The 17,404-nt window shown below is 46.7% G+C and carries 17 protein-coding genes; 12 read left to right on the top strand and 5 right to left on the bottom strand.

Annotated features, from left to right (window positions below; translation table 11 throughout):
- Positions 1-516 precede the first annotated feature (516 nt).
- The 3 genes from ACOGW3_RS10495 (at position 517) to ACOGW3_RS10485 (ending at position 6,285) form a co-directional block, all read left to right on the top strand.
- A complete protein-coding gene (locus tag ACOGW3_RS10495) occupies positions 517-5,352 on the top strand; it encodes an NAD-glutamate dehydrogenase (RefSeq protein WP_419902923.1) in 4,836 nt (1,611 codons plus the stop codon).
- A gap of 185 nt (positions 5,353-5,537) precedes the next feature.
- Entirely contained in the window at positions 5,538-5,903 is a 366-nt protein-coding gene (locus ACOGW3_RS10490; RefSeq protein WP_419902922.1) for an antibiotic biosynthesis monooxygenase family protein, read from the top strand.
- A complete protein-coding gene (locus ACOGW3_RS10485; RefSeq protein WP_419902921.1) occupies positions 5,896-6,285 on the top strand; it encodes an amino acid-binding protein in 390 nt (129 codons plus the stop codon). The genes ACOGW3_RS10490 and ACOGW3_RS10485 overlap by 8 nt, the downstream gene beginning before the upstream one ends.
- 107 nt (positions 6,286-6,392) lie before the next feature.
- On the opposite strand, the gene ACOGW3_RS10480 is transcribed toward ACOGW3_RS10485, so the two are convergent.
- Positions 6,393-6,713, bottom strand: coding sequence for a YbjQ family protein (locus ACOGW3_RS10480; protein WP_419903034.1), 321 nt, complete (start codon positions 6,711-6,713; stop codon positions 6,393-6,395).
- A gap of 100 nt (positions 6,714-6,813) precedes the next feature.
- Positions 6,814-7,104 carry a putative quinol monooxygenase gene (locus ACOGW3_RS10475; protein WP_419902920.1) on the bottom strand — a complete coding sequence of 97 codons (291 nt, stop codon included), beginning with the start codon at positions 7,102-7,104 and terminating at the stop codon, positions 6,814-6,816.
- Between the two features lie 116 nt (positions 7,105-7,220).
- Between ACOGW3_RS10475 and ACOGW3_RS10470 the strand changes: the two genes are divergently transcribed.
- Together ACOGW3_RS10470 and ACOGW3_RS10465 are read left to right on the top strand one after the other, a co-directional pair.
- Positions 7,221-7,556 (top strand): winged helix-turn-helix transcriptional regulator, encoded by a 336-nt coding sequence (locus tag ACOGW3_RS10470; RefSeq protein WP_419902919.1) that lies wholly within the window; start codon positions 7,221-7,223, stop codon positions 7,554-7,556.
- Between the two features lie 87 nt (positions 7,557-7,643).
- Positions 7,644-8,228: a helix-turn-helix domain-containing protein gene (locus tag ACOGW3_RS10465; RefSeq protein WP_419902918.1), complete on the top strand. Its 585-nt coding sequence runs from the start codon at positions 7,644-7,646 to the stop codon at positions 8,226-8,228.
- Between the two features lie 82 nt (positions 8,229-8,310).
- On the opposite strand, the gene ACOGW3_RS10460 is transcribed toward ACOGW3_RS10465, so the two are convergent.
- Both ACOGW3_RS10460 and ACOGW3_RS10455 read right to left on the bottom strand, forming a co-directional pair.
- The gene (locus tag ACOGW3_RS10460) at positions 8,311-8,709 is read right to left on the bottom strand and encodes a rhodanese-like domain-containing protein (protein WP_419902917.1); all 399 of its coding nucleotides are present in this window, start codon (positions 8,707-8,709) and stop codon (positions 8,311-8,313) included.
- 55 nt (positions 8,710-8,764) lie between these two features.
- Complete coding sequence (locus ACOGW3_RS10455) at positions 8,765-8,941, bottom strand: hypothetical protein (RefSeq protein ID WP_419902916.1); 177 nt, start codon at positions 8,939-8,941, stop codon at positions 8,765-8,767.
- Between ACOGW3_RS10455 and ACOGW3_RS10450 the strand changes: the two genes are divergently transcribed.
- From ACOGW3_RS10450 to trpB, 4 genes are all read left to right on the top strand, one after another.
- On the top strand, positions 8,928-10,160 hold the full coding sequence (locus ACOGW3_RS10450; protein ID WP_419902915.1) for an ISL3 family transposase: 1,233 nt from the start codon (positions 8,928-8,930) through the stop codon (positions 10,158-10,160). The genes ACOGW3_RS10455 and ACOGW3_RS10450 overlap by 14 nt on opposite strands.
- A complete protein-coding gene (locus ACOGW3_RS10445) occupies positions 10,161-10,502 on the top strand; it encodes a glutathione binding-like protein (protein ID WP_419903033.1) in 342 nt (113 codons plus the stop codon). It abuts the gene before it with no gap.
- Between the two features lie 140 nt (positions 10,503-10,642).
- Entirely contained in the window at positions 10,643-11,491 is an 849-nt protein-coding gene (locus ACOGW3_RS10440; RefSeq protein ID WP_419902914.1) for a mechanosensitive ion channel family protein, read from the top strand.
- Between the two features lie 116 nt (positions 11,492-11,607).
- Positions 11,608-12,810: a tryptophan synthase subunit beta gene (trpB, locus tag ACOGW3_RS10435; protein ID WP_419902913.1), complete on the top strand. Its 1,203-nt coding sequence runs from the start codon at positions 11,608-11,610 to the stop codon at positions 12,808-12,810.
- 112 nt (positions 12,811-12,922) lie between these two features.
- On the opposite strand, the gene ACOGW3_RS10430 is transcribed toward trpB, so the two are convergent.
- A complete protein-coding gene (locus tag ACOGW3_RS10430; RefSeq protein ID WP_419902912.1) occupies positions 12,923-13,774 on the bottom strand; it encodes an ion transporter in 852 nt (283 codons plus the stop codon).
- Positions 13,775-14,386: 612 nt separating this feature from the next.
- Here ACOGW3_RS10430 and ACOGW3_RS10425 point away from each other — a divergent pair.
- The 3 genes from ACOGW3_RS10425 (at position 14,387) to ACOGW3_RS10415 (ending at position 17,344) form a co-directional block, all read left to right on the top strand.
- Positions 14,387-14,632: a CBU_0592 family membrane protein gene (locus tag ACOGW3_RS10425; RefSeq protein ID WP_419902911.1), complete on the top strand. Its 246-nt coding sequence runs from the start codon at positions 14,387-14,389 to the stop codon at positions 14,630-14,632.
- 97 nt (positions 14,633-14,729) lie between these two features.
- Complete coding sequence (locus tag ACOGW3_RS10420) at positions 14,730-15,875, top strand: aminotransferase class V-fold PLP-dependent enzyme (protein WP_419902910.1); 1,146 nt, start codon at positions 14,730-14,732, stop codon at positions 15,873-15,875.
- Between the two features lie 392 nt (positions 15,876-16,267).
- Positions 16,268-17,344, top strand: a complete 1,077-nt coding sequence (locus ACOGW3_RS10415) for a diguanylate cyclase domain-containing protein (protein WP_419902909.1) — start codon at positions 16,268-16,270, stop codon at positions 17,342-17,344.
- Positions 17,345-17,404: the final 60 nt, after the last annotated feature.

The following is a 17,404-nucleotide window of genomic DNA, read 5'->3' as shown; positions in this document are numbered from 1 at the left end:
CGTGCAAGCTTTGTCCGTAATCTATTCGGTGACTCTCTCCCTCGAATTGGATGTCTTTAGATCAGAAAGTAGTCCTGAAATATGGAGATTTTGGGGAGAGATTAGGTCCTTTGATTGAATCCAGTACTGAGACAACGATTATTGGCCTTACGATGCTCGGCCTGGAATCGATAAAGTCGATAAGTGCCAGGTCGAATCTGTATAGAGGCGTATGAAAAATTGATTGTTTTAGTCCATAGCAGAAATAGAACTATTCAATGAGCTTCTTTTGTTCTCATAACAAAGGGAATAAGTCACTTTTATTAGCAATCTATAGGTGAATAATTTTCAAAAGTATTTACGGTTTAATAAGTATTGAAAAAATATCCTGTGAGCGACGCATTTTTTACTAACATTGATTTTTAAATAGGTTAACGTGGTTTTGTCCTTCGCCTTTTGGCGCGGACCAGGGGTGGGGACGTCGAATAGAGCAATAACCTAATAATTAATAAGCGACAGCGGTCCGAGGAAAGAGCAATGGCCATTCATGGCATCGACACGACATCTGAATGTATCGAAAAAGTAGTCGAACTGGTTCATAAAAAAATAAGTGCAGCTAAAGCACCAATGGTAGAGCAGTTTGTCAGGACTTTTTATGAAAATGTTCCTCCGGATGATTTGAAGGAAGAGACACCAGATAACCTTTTCGGTTCTTCTCTGTCACTTTGGGGGCAGTTACAGCAACGAAAAGCAGGTGAAACCAAGGTAAAGGTTTATAATCCGAGGCCCGAAGAGCACGGGTGGAAATCGTCCCATACCATTATCGAAGTTATCAATGACGATATGCCGTTTTTGGTTGATTCGGTGACATCTGCGTTGGAAAGGTTGGATGTAGAGGTTCACCTTATTATTCATCCGGTAATTACCTGCATTCGTGATGGAAAAGGAAAAATCAGCGCGCTTAATTGCAATGGTGGTGGGGAAGGAATCCTTACTGAATCTTTGCTACACATTGAAATCAGCGAGCAAGTCGTTGAAAGTCATACTCAAATAGCTCATGAGTTGTCGAACGTATTTGCGGATGTAAAAGCTGCCGTCGCTGACTGGCCCTCCATGCTCGAAAATATGGATGAAGTCATCCGTGGTTTGAAGAAATCCCCTCCGGCTCTTTCCGAGGGGGAAATTATGGAATCGATAGATTTCCTCGAGTGGATGAACCAGGATAACTTCACCTTTCTGGGGTATCGTGAATACGAATTTGAAGGCACAGGTACCAATTCAATACTGAAGGTTCAGCCGAATTCTCTGGGTGTTCTGCGTGATATTGATGTTCACGTCTTTGACGGCCTTAGGGATTTTGGATCTCTGCCTGCTGAAGTACGCTCTTTTATGACGCAACCCGTATTGTTGCGAATTACCAAGGCGAACAGGCGCTCCACGGTTCACCGTTCTGTGCATATGGACACTGTTGCGGTTAAGCGTTTTGACAGTAAGGGAAGGGTCATAGGCGAAATCCTCTTTGCCGGACTTTTAACGTCAACGGCTTATGCCCGTTCACCAAGTGATATTCCTTTACTACGTCACAAGGTGCAGAAAGTGCTGAGCAAGTCAGGTTTTAAACCTGGCAGCCATGATAGCAAGGGTCTGGCACATATCCTTGATACCTATCCTCGTGATGAGCTCTTCCAGATTTCTACGGATGAACTCTTTGATATCTCTCACGGTATTTTACATCTCCAAGAACGTCGCCGCATTGCGCTTTTTGTACGCAAAGATCCCTTCGAGCGATTTATTTCTTGCCTGACTTACATTCCACGAGATCGTTTTGATACGGCTCTCAGACGCACTGTCGGTGACATTCTCTGCAAGGCATATAATGGACAGATTAGTGCCTTCTTCACTCATTTGTCTGATACGGCTCTTGCTCGGGTACATTTTATCGTCAAGACAACCCGGGGGCAGCTTCCAGATGTCGACGTCCAGGAACTAGAAACCCGTATTGCAGAAGCGGGTAGGTCTTGGCAGGACCGCCTGGAAGAAGCCTTGATCGAAGGGCGCGGTGAAGAGCAGGGCATACGCACAATGCGTCGTCTCGGTGCTTCATTCCCGGTTAACTATCAGGAACACTTCAACGAAAACGATGCGGTTTTCGATATCACAAAGGCGGAAGATGCTCTTGAAGGTGATGGCCTTGCCATGAACCTTTATCGACCACTCGGTGCTGATCCGGAGCAGGTACGCTTTAAAATCTACCTCACTGATAACCCTGTCCCCCTATCAGATGTTTTGCCGATGCTGGAAAACATGGGGTTGAAGGTTCTTAGTGAGATTCCTTACCACTTCCACTCGGCAGAAACCGGTGAAAGTGTGTGGATGCATGATTTTAATATGGTCTTATCCGATGAATTGGATATTTCCATTAGTACTCTTAGGGAAGGATTTCATGAGGCCTTTTCTTCTGTCTGGCATGGCCGGATGGAAAATGATGGCTTTAATCGTTTGGTACTGGGCGCTGGCTTGAAGGTACGTGAAGTTACGATACTGAGAGCATATTGTAAGTATTTGCTCCAGGCACGCATTCCGTTCTCCCAAGCTTATATGGAACAGACGCTTGCCAGTAACCCCCAAATTACCCGTCTTCTGGTTGATCTTTTTCTGGTCAGGTTTATGGGTAAAGGTACGGAGCGCGATGATCAATTGGCGCAAGATACCAACAAGAAGATCAATTCATTACTGGAAAAAGTCAGTAATCTGGATGAAGACAGAATTATCCGCCGATTCCGCAATGTGATCGAATGTACCCTGCGGACGAATTTCTTGCAGAAAGATGAAGAAGGGGACTTTAAAAAGTACCTTTCTTTCAAGCTAAATTCACAAAAAATTACCGATCTTCCCCTGCCAAACCCCTATCGGGAAATTTTTGTTTACAGCCCGGATGTTGAGGGGGTTCATCTCCGTTTTGGTTCTGTTGCCCGTGGGGGCTTGCGCTGGTCTGATCGGCGTGAGGATTTCAGGACAGAGGTTCTGGGGCTGGTAAAGGCACAGCAGGTTAAAAACTCTGTCATCGTGCCAGTTGGTTCCAAGGGCGGTTTTGTGATGAAGAACCCTCCGGCAGCTTCTGAAGGCCGCGAAGCTTTTCTTGAAGCCGGGATCGAATGTTACAAGACCTTCATTCGTGGCTTACTCGATATAACAGATAACCTTGTTGGCGGTGAAGTTGTTCCGCCAGAGCGTGTTATTCGTCGTGATGGTGATGACCCGTATCTTGTTGTTGCCGCAGATAAAGGAACGGCTACGTTCTCTGACATTGCGAATAGTGTTTCTGCCGATTACGGTTTTTGGTTGGACGATGCCTTTGCTTCTGGTGGGTCAGCTGGTTATGACCACAAGAAAATGGGAATTACCGCCAAGGGCGCTTGGGAATCCGTTAAACGTCACTTCCGAGAGCTGGGTAAAGATATCCAAAACGAGCCTTTCACGGCCATTGGCGTTGGCGATATGTCCGGCGATGTTTTTGGTAACGGTATGTTACTTTCAGAGCAAACCAAGTTAGTGGGTGCTTTTAACCACCTTCACATCTTTGTTGATCCGGATCCGGATGTTGCAAAAAGTTTTGCCGAACGTCAGCGCTTGTTTGATCTACCTCGATCATCCTGGACGGATTACAATGCCAAACTGATTTCCAAAGGCGGTGGTATCTTTGACCGCAAGGCAAAATCACTGAAGATCAGTAAGGAAATGAAAACCTTATTTGATATCAGCGAAGATGAACTGGCGCCGATTGATTTGATGCGGGCGATGTTGAAATCTGAAACTGAGCTTCTGTGGTTCGGGGGCATTGGTACCTACATTAAGCAATCAGGCGAAACCCATGGCGAGGCAGGAGATCGTGCCAACGATGCCATGCGTATCAATGGTAAGCAGTTGCGCTGTAAGGTTATAGGCGAAGGCGCTAATCTTGGTGTGACGCATCAAGGACGTATTGAGTTTGCTCAAAATGGTGGCCGGGTTAACGCTGATTTCCTTGATAACTCTGCCGGGGTCGATTGTTCTGACCACGAAGTGAATATCAAGATCCTACTCGGTGCTGTTGAAGCCGATGGTGATATGACGCGTAAGCAGCGTGATAAGCTGTTGGAAAGTATGACGGATGAAGTTGGTGAGCAGGTCCTTCGCGATAATTATCTGCAAAGTCAGGCAATTTCGGTTACCGCGAATATCGGTGGGCGTCTTCTCGATCGTATTGCGCGTTACATGCGTTCACTGGAAAAGAAAGATCTCCTCAACCGAGCCATTGAATTCCTCCCGGATGATGAAATGGTTATGGAGCGTATGAAGCAGGGGGTGGGTTTTGAAAGGCCAGAGCTTGCGACATTGATGTCTTATAGCAAAATTTCGCTTTATGATGAGCTCCTGGTGTCAAACCTTCCGGATGATCCCTACATGGAAGATACGCTCATCGATTATTTCCCGGCTCCTTTGCGTAAGAAATTCGCAAAGCAAATTGGGCAACACCGTCTACGGCGGGAAATAATTGCCACTGCAGTCACCAATGACATGGTCAATCGGGTGGGTCTTATCTTTGCCTATGAGGTGCAGGAAAAAACCGGTATGGCCGCCTGTGACATCGCTCGGGCCTATACCATTGCCCGCGAAGTTTTTGGTATGGATGATCTTTTTGCATTGATCGAAGGGTTAGATAATAAGGCACCTGCTTCTTTACAGGCAGTATTACTTGCTGAATGTGGCCGTTTGATCGAACAGGGCACGGTTTGGTTCCTTCGTCATGGTGCGCATCCTCTCAATATCAGTAAGGAAGTTGGGGCATATGTGAAGGAAGTTTCGACAATCTCTGATCATCTGGAGAAGCTTCTCTCCAAAGAGAATACCGAACTCCTAAAGGATAAAATCAAGAACTTCACTTCACAGGGTGTGCCTGCAGATATCGCCAAACGGATCGCAGGTTTGCGCCTGTTGACGCCTGCTTGTGATATCGTACGCCTGGCACAAACCTTGAAGATGCCGGTGGATACTGTTGGCAGCACTTACTTCTCTATTGGGGAGCGTTATGGCTTTGACTGGCTGCGCAGTGCTGCGGCACGTCTTCCAAGTGAATCCGCATGGGACAAGCTTGCTGTTACAGCCATTGTTGATGATCTCTATGGTCATCAGGGAGAGCTTACGGCGCGGGTTCTTGAGGATGCAGGTAAGGTCGACCGGGTTGAGGCGGCGATCAAGGAATGGGCTGAATCGAAAAAACCATTGGTTAATCGGACAGAGCAGATCCTTGCGGAGCTTAACGCCGCGGGTAAGCCCGACTATGCCATGTTAGCGGTTGCCAATCGCCAGCTGAAGAACATGGTCTCTTCTTAAGGGCGTGACCTGATATCTCCGTTTCTCGTAAAGAGACGGTTCTAAGAAAAAGCCAGCTGTGTTTTGCAGCTGGCTTTTTTTATGGCTTGTCTTCCCGGTGCTGTCTTTCATAGTTCGTTCGCAAGCGTACCATTTCATTGAAATCTTATGCTATCTGAGGGACAGAAACTCAGAGGAGAGCTTTTATGATTGTTATGGTTTTTGAATACCGGGTAGAGGACGACTTTTACGATGAATATCTCAAGGAGGCGATGGATCTGCGTCCTCATCTGAAAGAGATTGAGGGTTTTGTCTCAATCGAGCGGTTTGAAAGCAAAACCGAGCCTGGAAAGTTTGTTTCCATTGGTTACTTCGAAGATGAAGAGGCGGTCACCGCTTGGCGAAATACCCCACAACACAGGCGGGTACAGGCTTTAGGCCGCAAGCGTTTGCTTAAGGATTACCGTCTTTGCATGGCGGATGTCAGTCGTGATTATTCCATGACAAGAAGGGGTGATGCTCCACAAGACAGCAAAATGGTTCACGGTGGTGAGGAGATGACAGATGTATGATCTTGAAATAAATTTGGATAACAACCCTGGTGCTTTGGCGCTTATGGGGCGCGCCCTTGGTGAAGCGAAAGTTAGTGTCGAGGGCGGTGGCGCCTGGGTTGTGCAAGGGCAAGGAGTTGCGCATTTTTTGTTTGAGGACGGCGAAGCCGCAAGGGCCGCTTTAGAGGGCGTTGGCATAACGGTTGTCACCTGTCGCAAAGTGCTCGTGCAGAGGCTTAAACAAGCCGTTCCTGGCCAACTCGGCATGCTTACGGGGTTAATGGCTGCAGCGGGAGTGAATATTGAGGTTTTGTATAGTGATCACGATAACCAGCTTATTCTGGGTGTCGATGATTACGAAGCCGGAAAGATTGTTTCTGATCAGTGGATGTCTCAGCTGTGAGGCCTAAATCCTCTTTTGCTGACACTGCTTTGATTAACAAGTTGATCTAAAACCAAAAAGGCCCCGTAAATACGGGGCCTTTTCAAATCATAAGTAGGTAAGGTGCCCTAAGCGTCTTCAAGTACCACGGCAGTGCCGTTTGCGCTTACCATAAGCATGGTGCCGCCGATTGATTCGTAATCGAGGTCAACACCGATAACGGCATTGGCGCCAGTAGATTGCGCTTGTTCGATCATGTCGTTCATCGCGTGCTCTTTTGCACCGCGGAGAGCCTTTTCATAACCCCCAGCGCGGCCGCCGAGGACATCAGTGACTTTGGCAAAGAAGTCTTTGATAAAGTTCGCGCCGACGATGGCATCTCCGCTGACGATGCCTTTATAGGCCACGATACGTTTTCCCTCGACGGAATCAGTTGTTACGATTTGCATTGTTTTCCCTGCTTCTGTGTAGATAACTATTCTACCCTTATTCATGCCTTTTCTATTTGGGTAAGGCAATGAAACTATTGAAATCGGGGCAATGAGATTCTTAACCGATCTGTGTCATTTCGTTGAGGGCAAAGCTCTCAACGGCACCATCGGTAGCTGCCATATAAGCGGCTAGATGGGGGGCGTTCATATGGGTTTGCCAAAGCTCTCGGCTCTGCCACTTTTCAAAGAACATGAAATGCGCCGGGTTTTGATTGTCTTGATGGAGATCGTATTGAATACAGCCCTGTTCAGCCCGGGTGATTTCAATAAGCTTAGTTAACTCGGTTTGTACCAATTCAATTTTGTCAGATTTGGCATGAATGTTGGCTACGATGGTTAAAATTGACATGTTGTTCTCTTAATTTCTTATTGGGTTTCTGTTGAGGTAAACATATATTTCTTAGATGACATATTAACAAGTACGCACAAATTTGTGCTATACCCACATAAAGTATACTGTAAGCCATGAGATTTGATAATTACAACTGCTCGGAAGGCTGCCCTGTAGAGGCGGCCTTGGAAGTTATTGGTGGCAAGTGGAAGGGCGTTGCCCTTTATCATTTGTTAGAGAGCACAAAACGCTTTAGCGAACTGCAACGGGATATTGGAAACATAACCCAGCGCATGTTGACCAAGCAGTTGAGAGAGCTGGAACAGGATGGTCTGGTGCATCGCGAGGTTTATCCTGTGGTGCCGCCGAAGGTGGAATATAGCCTGACTTCAAAGGGGAATACACTTCGCCCCATTTTGTTGGCGCTGAGGGACTGGGGAGGACAGTATGTATTGGAAACCTCTAAATAATTGCTCAAAAATTTCCCGTCTGGCTTCCATAATTTAAATCCACTATGCTGGAATTTCCACTAAGGCCGACTTCAAGGGTAAATATCGATGGCAGCTAATCGCAAGGGCGTTCCGCAGATCGGCGACAAGGTTCGTGATGCGCGTAAAGAAAAGAAGCTGACCTTGGATCAGCTCGCCAAGCTTTCCGGTGTCTCCAAATCCATGCTATCGCAAATCGAACGCGGCCAAGCCAATCCGACCTTTGCAACACTTTGGAGCCTGACGCAAAGCTTCGGCATGGATATCTATGAGCTTCTTGAGGGCGCCCCGCGAGAGCCTGAAGTGATCAAGGTGGAGGTCGTGCCCGCAAACTTGACTCCCACCATGTCGAGCCCAGACGGAAGCTGCGTTATGCGTATTCTCTCACCCGTAGAGAGCGCCGCCCTGTGCGAGTGGTATGAGCTCACGTTTGAGCCCGGCGGTGCCTTGCGATCAGCGCCGCATGTGGAGGGTACGCGAGAACATTTAACGGTCCTGTCTGGCCGGCTGGAAGTTGAATCAGCGGGAGAGAGCGATACCGTTGAGGTTGGGGGCACGGCCCGTTATCCGGCAGATTGTGACCATGCGCTGATTAATCCAGGCGATAAAGAAGCTGTTGCTCTGCTTGTTGTCGAGCGCCTACAGGGACTTTAGGTTCAGCTCACAATCTTATTTTTTAAAAGGCGCCGCACTTTAAGTGAGGCGCCTTTGTTATTTTGGCACAGACTGTCTGGTTTTAGGTGTTTGATGCCAACTCAAAGCCTTCATCTTTCCAGCCTTCCACGCCGCCGATCAGTTCTTTGACCTGATAGCCGAGCTTTGCCAGGCGTACGGCGGCTTTGTTGGCGCCGTTGCAGTGAGGGCCGGCGCAATAGACCACAAACAGGGTGTCGTCAGGGTAATCCCTCATTTTCCGAGCGATGATTTTACCGTGCGGTAGGTTTATCGCCTTTGGAATGTGGCCCTGACTATAGAGGTCGGGGGAGCGCACGTCCAAAAGCACAAAGTCTTGAATCTGCTCGGTCAGGGCATAGTGGGTATCCCAACAATCAGCTTCCAAACGCAGGCGTCTTTCAAAGTGGGCCAAGGCTTCTTCGGGCTTTGCGGCGGGGACGAGGGCGACGGCTGAAGGCATTGATCTTTCTCCATAATTTCAAAACTAAACATCTCAATGCAATCAACATAAGGCATCATTTTATGCTTGCCCATTGGCATAAATGCCTATATACATGCATATTATGCCAAATAAGAATTGTTCGGCTCTTCTCCGCTTTGTTGAGTAGAAAAAGATGCCGACCGCCAAGTAACCTGTTGATATGTATGGTTTCTGATAACTTTACATAGAGCAGGTATATGACAATCAACATCTCGCAGCATATTTTAGGCCTCAAAGGGCAACGTGTAAATGAAATTAAACTGGATGACGGCGGTGTTAAGATTGTCATTCACTGCAGCCGAGACGCGCGTAGGAGGGCTATAGACCCTGCTACAGGCCAGAAGGGAAGCATCAACCAGCATGTCCGCCGACAAGTAAACGACATCCCCCTTTTTGGGTATCCTTGTGTGGTCGAGATTGAGCTGGCGCAGGTTTATATTAACAAGGGCGAACGCCGCATTGAGGGGTGTGATTTTGTTGATAAAGGGTGCCGTTTCACTCACCGATTTTGCCGACTGATCAGTGGATTATGTCGGCATATGTCTATTCAAGCGGTTTCCAGACATTTGGATATACGATGGGAAACGGTCAAGAATATCGACAGGGCATACCTTATTGAAACTCTCCCTACGCTTGATCCTGCAGAGCTAACTGGCTTGGAATATATTGGTGTAGATGAAGTTGCCCGGGCGAAAGGTCATGACTACATGACGGTGGTCTACGATATGGTTGGCGGTCATCTGATCTGGGTTGAAGCAGGCCGAACTGCCGAGGTTTTTTCAAGGTTTTTGAAACAACTGCAACCAGATACAGCCTGCAAAATAAAGGCCGTAGCGATGGATATGGGGCCTGCCTACCAAAAGGATGTCAGAGAGTCCTTGCCGTTGGCCGACATAGTATTTGACCGTTTCCACGTCATGAAAAACTACAGCAAAGCTATCCATAATCAGCGTCGACTTGAGTTCAGAAAGGCCGATCCAAGTGGTAAAGAGTTGATGAAAGGGACACATTATCTGTTGCTCAAAAATGCGGATAAGTTGAGTGAAAAACAAAGTGACAAGCTGCAAAGGTTGCTGGAGAGCAATAGCAACCTGAATGCACTTTACGTCTTGAAAGAACAGCTTCAGCTGCTGTGGAGTGCCGCTTCATTTGAGGCGATGGCGGAGCAACTGGAACGTTGGTGCCTGATAGCAGATCAGTCACAGATGCTCTATCTAAAAAAGTTCGCGAAATCCCTACGGAAACATTGTGTGGGCATCTGCAACTACGCCAAACACAAGCTCACAAGCGCCAGGATAGAGGCTGGTAATGTCAGTATAGGAATGATCCGTAAGCGAGCCAGAGGCATCAAGGATACCGAATACTTCAAACTCAAAATTAGACAATCATCCATTCCAGATAATCAATCTATGCTCTATTTGAAATCCTAAATCTACTCAACAAAGCGGAGAAGTGCCTTTCAGCTCAACTATTACCCAGATCGTTTTGCCGATACACCAGCTGATGAGCCGAGCGCACAAAGACGTGGAATCCGTCGGTTGAGGGAGACATGGAAAGTCATTGATGATCAGATTGGGGGCAACCAATGGGTGTTGGGCGATCAGTTCAGTGCCGTCGATATTTATCTTTTCATGTTGACCACTTGGCTGGATCCGATGCGGGGGCATCCACCAACGGACGAGTTCCCCAATGTTAAACGCATTGCCGACGCGGTTATGTCACGACCAAGTGTCCGGTTTGTCTATGATCAATGGATTGCAGAGAATAAATAGAGCTGTGAAATCGGTATCACAGGTGGATGAAAACGATTTCAATGTTCTTATAAACATAAATAACTATTGATGCTTATCCCTCTACGCGCTTTGATGGTGCCCAAGGAATTTTAACCCATAACGAATAAATGGCCGAAGCAATGAATGAAGAACTCAAAGCCGTCGAAGCACTTCTGGAAAAGTTGATCGAATTCAGTGTGGCCTATGGCTTCCAGCTCTTGGGTGCTGTTATTGTTCTGCTCATCGGGCTCAAAATAGCAAGCTGGATCGGCGGCAAGGTCAGTGGTCTTTGTCTCAAAAAAGAACTCGATCAAACCCTTTCTCTATTCATTGGTAACATCGTAAAAATCGTCATTATCGCCTTTGTCATTATTATCACCCTCGGCAATTTTGGCATCAGCACCGCGCCCTTGATTGCCCTGGCTGGTGCCAGTGCTTTTGGCGCGACCTTGGCATTGCAGGGGCCTTTGTCCAACTATGGCGCGGGGCTTTCGATTATCCTGGCCAGGCCTTTTACGGTTGGGGATACCATCATTGTTAAGGGCGGCAGTGGTGTAGTCCACGAGGTGAAGTTGGCGCATACGCAGCTGATTGGCGAGGACAAAGAGCTGATCACCATTCCCAACAAAAGCATTGTCGGGGAAGTCATCACCAACTCTCACAGCAGTACTATTGTCGAAACCCGCATCCCGGTCCCCCACACCGAAGATATCGACAAGGCCATTGCCATCTTAGGAAAGGTTATGGAAACAGATCCTGACGTGCCGAAGTCACCAAGCCCGCAAGTCGGGGTGCACGATTTTACCTACGGCGGGGTCATTATCGGCCTGCGTTATTGGGTGCCGAGCCAGCAGTATTTCCAAAAAAGATATCGCATTAATACCGCTCTTCTTTCTGCCCTCAAGCACGAGAACATTACCCTGCTCGCCATGCGAGATGCGGCTTTGGATCCGCTCGTCCCGAGTGCTGATCTTGAAGAGCAGTCTTAAAAAGTCTTGTAATTGATAAGGGTCAATCACCTCGCTCCCCAAATCCTGTACCGTCATTTCGAAGAATATTAATGTAGAAGAAAACCAATTAGAACTTAAAATCCTTGGGGGGAATAATGAAAAATTATCTGAAATCACATCCTGATCGCGACGGCTTTTTTGGTAAGTATGGTGGGTCGTTTATTCCGCCCGAGTTAGTGCCGCATTTTAAAGAAATTGAAATTGCGTATGACAGGCTATCCAAATCTTCAGAATACCTGAATGACCTGCGCTATATCCGCAAGCACTTTCAGGGCCGTCCCACCCCGATCAGTCATTTGAAGAATATTTCGGATGAAATCGGCGGCGCGCAGATTTATGTCAAACGCGAAGACCTCAACCATACGGGTGCTCACAAGCTCAATCACTGTATGGCAGAAGCTTTACTTGCCAAGCATATGGGGAAAACCAAGCTGATTGCAGAAACTGGTGCCGGTCAACACGGCGTCGCGTTGGCAACGGCTGCGGCCTATTTTGGTATGGAGTGCGAAATCCATATGGGCGAGGTGGATATCGCCAAAGAGCACCCTAATATGGTGCGCATGAAGTTACTCGGGGCAACTGTTGTCCCGGTTAGTTTTGGGGCAAAAACCTTGAAGGAAGCTGTGGACAGTGCATTCGGCTCCTATCTCGCGCAAACAGATAACGCGATCTATGCGATTGGTTCTGTCGTCGGTCCGCATCCCTTCCCCATGATGGTAAGAAATTTCCAGAAAGTTGTCGGGCTTGAGGCGCGGGACCAGTTCCTTGAGATGACAGATGAGCTTCCTGATCATGTGGTTGCCTGTGTCGGTGGCGGATCGAACGCCATGGGGCTCTTTAGCGGATTTATCGAAGAGGAGCAGGTCAATCTTCACGGTGTGGAGCCGATGGGAACGTCAGATAAACTGGGAGATCACGCCGCAACCATTACTTTTGGTGAAGATGGCGAGATCCATGGGTTCAGAAGTATCATGCTCAAAGATGACAATGGAGAACCAGCCCCAGTACATTCGATTGCGAGTGGGTTGGATTATCCCGGTGTTGGGCCAGAACATGCTCATCTACATTCAATCGGTAGAGTGACCTATGGATCGGCGAGTGATCCGGAAACTCTCGCGGCCTTTTATGCCCTCAGCCGCAAGGAAGGCATCATCCCAGCGTTGGAAAGTTCTCATGCCGTTGCTTACGCTATGAAGTTGGCAAAAGGAAACCCAGGGCAAAGCATTCTTGCTAATTTGTCCGGCCGCGGGGACAAAGACATTGATTATGTCACCGAAAAATTCGGCTTTGGAGAATAACAGCAGGGCGTAATGACCCGAAAAAAATCACGAGCCCATAGAGTTTTAGATTTTGTGAGCTCGTGAAAATCGCAAGTTGTCGAGCCTCTCGGCGTTACGTGAAAATTGTTATTTATTCTGTCTTTGCAGACGCGAGCTGATCAATTTTTTCATCCAGTTTATCAAAGCGAGAGATCATTTCTTTGAGGTCTTCATGAGTGATATTGGCCATCTCGGTTATCTTTTCATCCGTATCGCTTTCGTGGGATGTCTGCATGGCATCAACGATAATACCAATGAAAAGGTTTAACACTGCAAAGCTGGTGATGATGATAAAGGGGATGAAGAAAATCCATGAGTGAGGGAAAATCTCCATGGTTGGTCTGACGATACCCATTGACCAGCTTTCCAGTGTCATGATTTGAAAGAGGGTATAGGCCGAAGACGAAACTGATCCGAACCATTCTTGCATATTTGGATCAGGATGCTGGCCGAACAGTTTGGTTGTTAAGACAGCTGCAACGTAAAAGACAATGCTCAAAACCCCAACGACAGAAAGCATTCCCGGTATGGAGGTCACAATCGCCCCGATCACCCGGCGCATTTGCGGAATAACGGATATAAGGCGCAGGACACGTAATATTCTGAGTGCCCGGAGAACAGCAAAGGCACCACTGGCGGGAACCCACGCGATGGTAACGATGAGCAGATCAAAAATATTCCAGCCGGATTTAAAGAAATTCAGCCGATAAGCAAAGAACTTCAACGTGAGCTCAATCGAGAAGATGACCAGGATTATTTTATCAGCCCAAAAGAGGAACTCGGCGTTGGATGGACTGAGAGCTGAATTGGTTTCAAGGCCCAAAGTTACAGCATTGATAAGGATAAGAGCCGTGATTCCGACCGTGAAAGCTGTGCTCTCAAGGAAGTTTTTGAGTTTCTGGGTAAAGGAGAACGGTAGCTCTTTTGTAGGTGTATTATCCATTGATCCAACCAAGTCTGATTAAGTAGCCGAGATTTTTTTATACTTCTAAAGAAAGAGTGTATTTGGTCAAGGGGGGCAGAATTTAAAGACCCTTTCGGATTTTGCATGACTTAACTGTTCTTGTGTTTGGCTTATTGTCAGGGTGTTGCCTCGCCAGGTATTTTATTAAGTCCGGGACTTTTATTAAATATTGACTTTGGCCTTCTGAGACCCCCACATTATGAGAATGATTAATAAACCCGCCATACAGTTTAAAAATATGCGCAAGCGGACCTGTTCCGTTGCCTATATGCTGCTGGTTTTTGGGTCCATTCCTGAGCTTCGCGATACTTCTGATACTGTGTGATCCGTTCAGAAGACGCCTTTTTCTCGTATTATATAAGCCGATGCTTTTGAATTGATTGCACTGATTCCGGTGTGATCAGAAGCCTTTAATTCGCTATTTTAGACAGTTGCTTCTCGTCCGCCTTTTTGAATGGCAGTTAAAGAGGCATCAATGCTGTATTTGCAAAAAATTGTTTCGATACGACCTGCTCTCGTGCCGAGGGCAGTAGGCTCGATAGTACAAAGACCATGGCAACAAGCTCCAAATTTATCGATGAGGAGAATGTAATGTTGATTGATGCCATTGGTATGCTCGGCGTTTCAATGATCTTGAGCACCTATGCCCTTGTTCAGCTGGACCGTATTGACGTCAAGAATATCAGCTATTCCCTTGTGAATGCTTTGGGCGCAGGTTTGATCCTTATATCGCTGGCGGTCGACTTCAATTTGTCCGCCTTTGTGATCGAAAGCTGTTGGTTGCTTATCAGCATCGGCGGTATTTACGCCTCGCTCAAAAAAAGGAGAAAGGGATGAGGGGACTGCGATTCAACTCCACTTCTATTCAAGCTCCTAAAATCAACGAACACGGGCCTGAGCCCGTGAATTGTGTCCTATCGTGTTGAGGTAAAAAATGACAAGTTTAACAAACCCCGGTGACTTCCCGCTTACGGAAACATGGTCTTACATGAATGCGGCCAATGTGGCCCTCATGCCTATGAGCTCGGCCAAGGTGATTACAGATTGGCAAACCGATGTTGCTCTTAACGGCAGTAATAATTTCAATGATCATGCCGAAGATACCGCCTTTGATGGACTACGGGTTCAAGGAGCAAGACTGTTTAATTGTCGTGAGGAAGATATCGCGGGGGGATCAAGTTGTACCGAACTACTGAGCTCTGTTGCCTGGGCTGTGATGCCGGGAAAGCATGAAAATGTAGTGAGCACGGATATCGTATTCCCAAGCACCATTTATCCCTTCACGCGTGTCTCTCAACATACTGGGTGTGAAATTCGATTGGCGAAAGGAGAGAACGGTTACGCTAGTTTTGATGAGATTGTGAAAAATATAGACAGGAATACCGCTGTCGTTTCTATTTCTCATGCTGAATACACTGGCGGGCAGCTCTATGATCTCGCTGCTCTTGCAGAAGTCGCGCATGCAAATGACGCTCTTTTAGTCGTGGATGCAACACAGTCCGCGGGGGCAATTCCTATTGATGCTCCTGCAAGCGGTGCTGATGTAATTATTTCCGGCTCATACAAATGGCTGTGTGGCCCCTTCGGTGCTGCCGTCATGTATCTTGCACCGCATTTACATGAAAAGCTTGTCCCTGGTTTTGTTGGCTTTCGGAGCCACGAAGATATGTGGAATTTAAGTCCTGAGCGCCTTGAATATCCAAGCACGGCAAAAAGATTTGAATCCGCTACGATGGCATTTGGTTGCATCAAAGGGCTTGGGAAGTCTATTGAATACCTCACTGATATCGGCATTCAGCGTATTTATGATCATAACATTATGCTGGCAGATCGTCTTATCGAAGGCCTTAATGGATTAGATCTCGAAGTGGTGTCGCCGAGCAATATCAAAGAGCGGACATCGATTGTTACCTGTCGGGTAAACGGTTTTGATCCTGCCGGTATTGTGCTCGGGCTAAAAGAGCGCAATGTTGTCGTACACAAACGGCAGGAGTTCGTTCGCTTCTCCCCACATCTGTATAATTGTGGGGATGATATTGAACGAGCGGTCACAGAGTTAAGTCGGTTACTCAAAAAATAGCCTGACTTCTTTTTTGCTTAACTCGTGTATATGAAAGCTGGCGGTTGGTTAATCCGCCAGTGATCCCCTTAACCATAGCGAACCATTTCATAAATAAATCATAATTACTTCATGTGGTTCAAATGACTTCACTCAAAACTGTTTCCTGCCAGAAGTAAAAAGAAATCGAGGATGTCATTTTTTACGGCGCTTTTAAGCTATTTTTGGTCGCAGATGTATTTGTATGCATGCTTTAGTCTCTAAAATGTGTTAGTAGGATCGCGAAGACTAAAAAATAATGTTTTCAGATACAGTTTGGTTGTTGTTTAAGAAGGAAGAAACAGTTCCTACAAGTTGGTAAAACAATAGATGTTTTTACAGCTTGAGAATCTGTTTGGGGGGCTACTTCTATTATGCTGGAAATTAAAAGTCCAAGTCAGGTACTTGGGCTTGATGATTTTATCTACGGAAAAGGGGGAAGCGGCAAAAGCTATATTACCCACACAAAGTTTCCACGTTTCGTTGCATTAATAAATATAGAAAAACTTAAAGTGGATGTTTCGAATGTGGTCTGGTGGGATGAAAAACCCTTAGGACAGGTTCTTGATAACCTTCTCTCCCGAGCTGCGGCTACAATAGAATCTGCTGTTTTAGAAGAAGAAAGTCGGATTTGTACGAAAATAAAATCCGCGATGGTTCAGTCAGAAGAACAGTTCAATATAGAAATAGATACCCTAAGAGATAGTGAAGAACGGCTGCAAGATCAGGCGCAGCAGTTAGTGAGCTTGGCGGAAGAGCAGCAGCTTAATATCGAAAAGCGAAAAGCGGCTGAGCTCGCGCTTATTCTTTCTGAAGAACAATTACAAATTCAGATTTCAGAACTGAGAGACAGTGAAGAAAGGATGGCCCTTCAAGCGCAGGAATTGGTTTGGCTGGCAGAAGATCTTCAGACCGCAGAGCAAGAAATGAAATTCCTTGCCCATCATGATGCTCTGACCAAACTTCCCAGTCGACGACTTTGTATGGATCGTCTTGAACTCGCCATGACGGAAGATCGAAGAAACGGTTCTAAAACGGCTGTATTGTTTATTGATCTAGATGGTTTTAAGGCCGTAAACGATACCATTGGCCATGAAGCCGGTGACACCGTTCTCATAGGTGTGGCTGAAAGAATAAAATCGATTGTTAGAGAGAACGATACCGCAGCACGTATTGGCGGGGATGAGTTTATTCTCCTGCTCCGCGATGTCGGGCGACACTTGGATGTTGCGGTAATAGCCCAAACGATAATTGCGGAACTTTCCCGACCATTTTTAATTAAGGGGCAAGAAGTAAAAATTGGCGCGAGTATTGGTATCGCCTTTTCTCCCGATGATGGTTCTACGTCAGAAGACATTCTAAAAAATGCGGATCAATCGATGTATGTCATAAAGCATCAAGGAAAAAATAATTTTGGTTTTTTCTCAACTGATCTGAATGAGCTAAAATAAAGAGCCTCAGAATCCACATGTCCAAGGCTCTTTATAGAGATTTGTGGCTCTGCTAGAGAG

This window comes from Kiloniella sp. (assembly GCF_965205715.1).
Taxonomy (GTDB): domain Bacteria; phylum Pseudomonadota; class Alphaproteobacteria; order Kiloniellales; family Kiloniellaceae; genus Kiloniella.
This window is presented reverse-complemented; position numbering and strand designations above follow the sequence as displayed.

Excerpts from the sequence above, each read along its gene's own strand:
- ACOGW3_RS10495 (WP_419902923.1), top strand. The coding sequence starts at position 517 with ATGGCCATTCATGGCATCGACACGACATCTGAATGTATCGAAAAAGTA.
- ACOGW3_RS10490 (WP_419902922.1), top strand. The coding sequence starts at position 5,538 with ATGATTGTTATGGTTTTTGAATACCGGGTAGAGGACGACTTTTACGAT.
- ACOGW3_RS10485 (WP_419902921.1), top strand. The coding sequence starts at position 5,896 with ATGTATGATCTTGAAATAAATTTGGATAACAACCCTGGTGCTTTGGCG.
- ACOGW3_RS10480 (WP_419903034.1), bottom strand. The coding sequence starts at position 6,713 with ATGCAAATCGTAACAACTGATTCCGTCGAGGGAAAACGTATCGTGGCC.
- ACOGW3_RS10475 (WP_419902920.1), bottom strand. The coding sequence starts at position 7,104 with ATGTCAATTTTAACCATCGTAGCCAACATTCATGCCAAATCTGACAAA.
- ACOGW3_RS10470 (WP_419902919.1), top strand. The coding sequence starts at position 7,221 with ATGAGATTTGATAATTACAACTGCTCGGAAGGCTGCCCTGTAGAGGCG.
- ACOGW3_RS10465 (WP_419902918.1), top strand. The coding sequence starts at position 7,644 with ATGGCAGCTAATCGCAAGGGCGTTCCGCAGATCGGCGACAAGGTTCGT.
- ACOGW3_RS10460 (WP_419902917.1), bottom strand. The coding sequence starts at position 8,709 with ATGCCTTCAGCCGTCGCCCTCGTCCCCGCCGCAAAGCCCGAAGAAGCC.
- ACOGW3_RS10450 (WP_419902915.1), top strand. The coding sequence starts at position 8,928 with ATGACAATCAACATCTCGCAGCATATTTTAGGCCTCAAAGGGCAACGT.
- ACOGW3_RS10455 (WP_419902916.1), bottom strand. The coding sequence starts at position 8,941 with ATGTTGATTGTCATATACCTGCTCTATGTAAAGTTATCAGAAACCATA.
- ACOGW3_RS10440 (WP_419902914.1), top strand. The coding sequence starts at position 10,643 with ATGAATGAAGAACTCAAAGCCGTCGAAGCACTTCTGGAAAAGTTGATC.
- trpB (WP_419902913.1), top strand. The coding sequence starts at position 11,608 with ATGAAAAATTATCTGAAATCACATCCTGATCGCGACGGCTTTTTTGGT.
- ACOGW3_RS10430 (WP_419902912.1), bottom strand. The coding sequence starts at position 13,774 with ATGGATAATACACCTACAAAAGAGCTACCGTTCTCCTTTACCCAGAAA.
- ACOGW3_RS10425 (WP_419902911.1), top strand. The coding sequence starts at position 14,387 with ATGTTGATTGATGCCATTGGTATGCTCGGCGTTTCAATGATCTTGAGC.
- ACOGW3_RS10420 (WP_419902910.1), top strand. The coding sequence starts at position 14,730 with ATGACAAGTTTAACAAACCCCGGTGACTTCCCGCTTACGGAAACATGG.
- ACOGW3_RS10415 (WP_419902909.1), top strand. The coding sequence starts at position 16,268 with ATGCTGGAAATTAAAAGTCCAAGTCAGGTACTTGGGCTTGATGATTTT.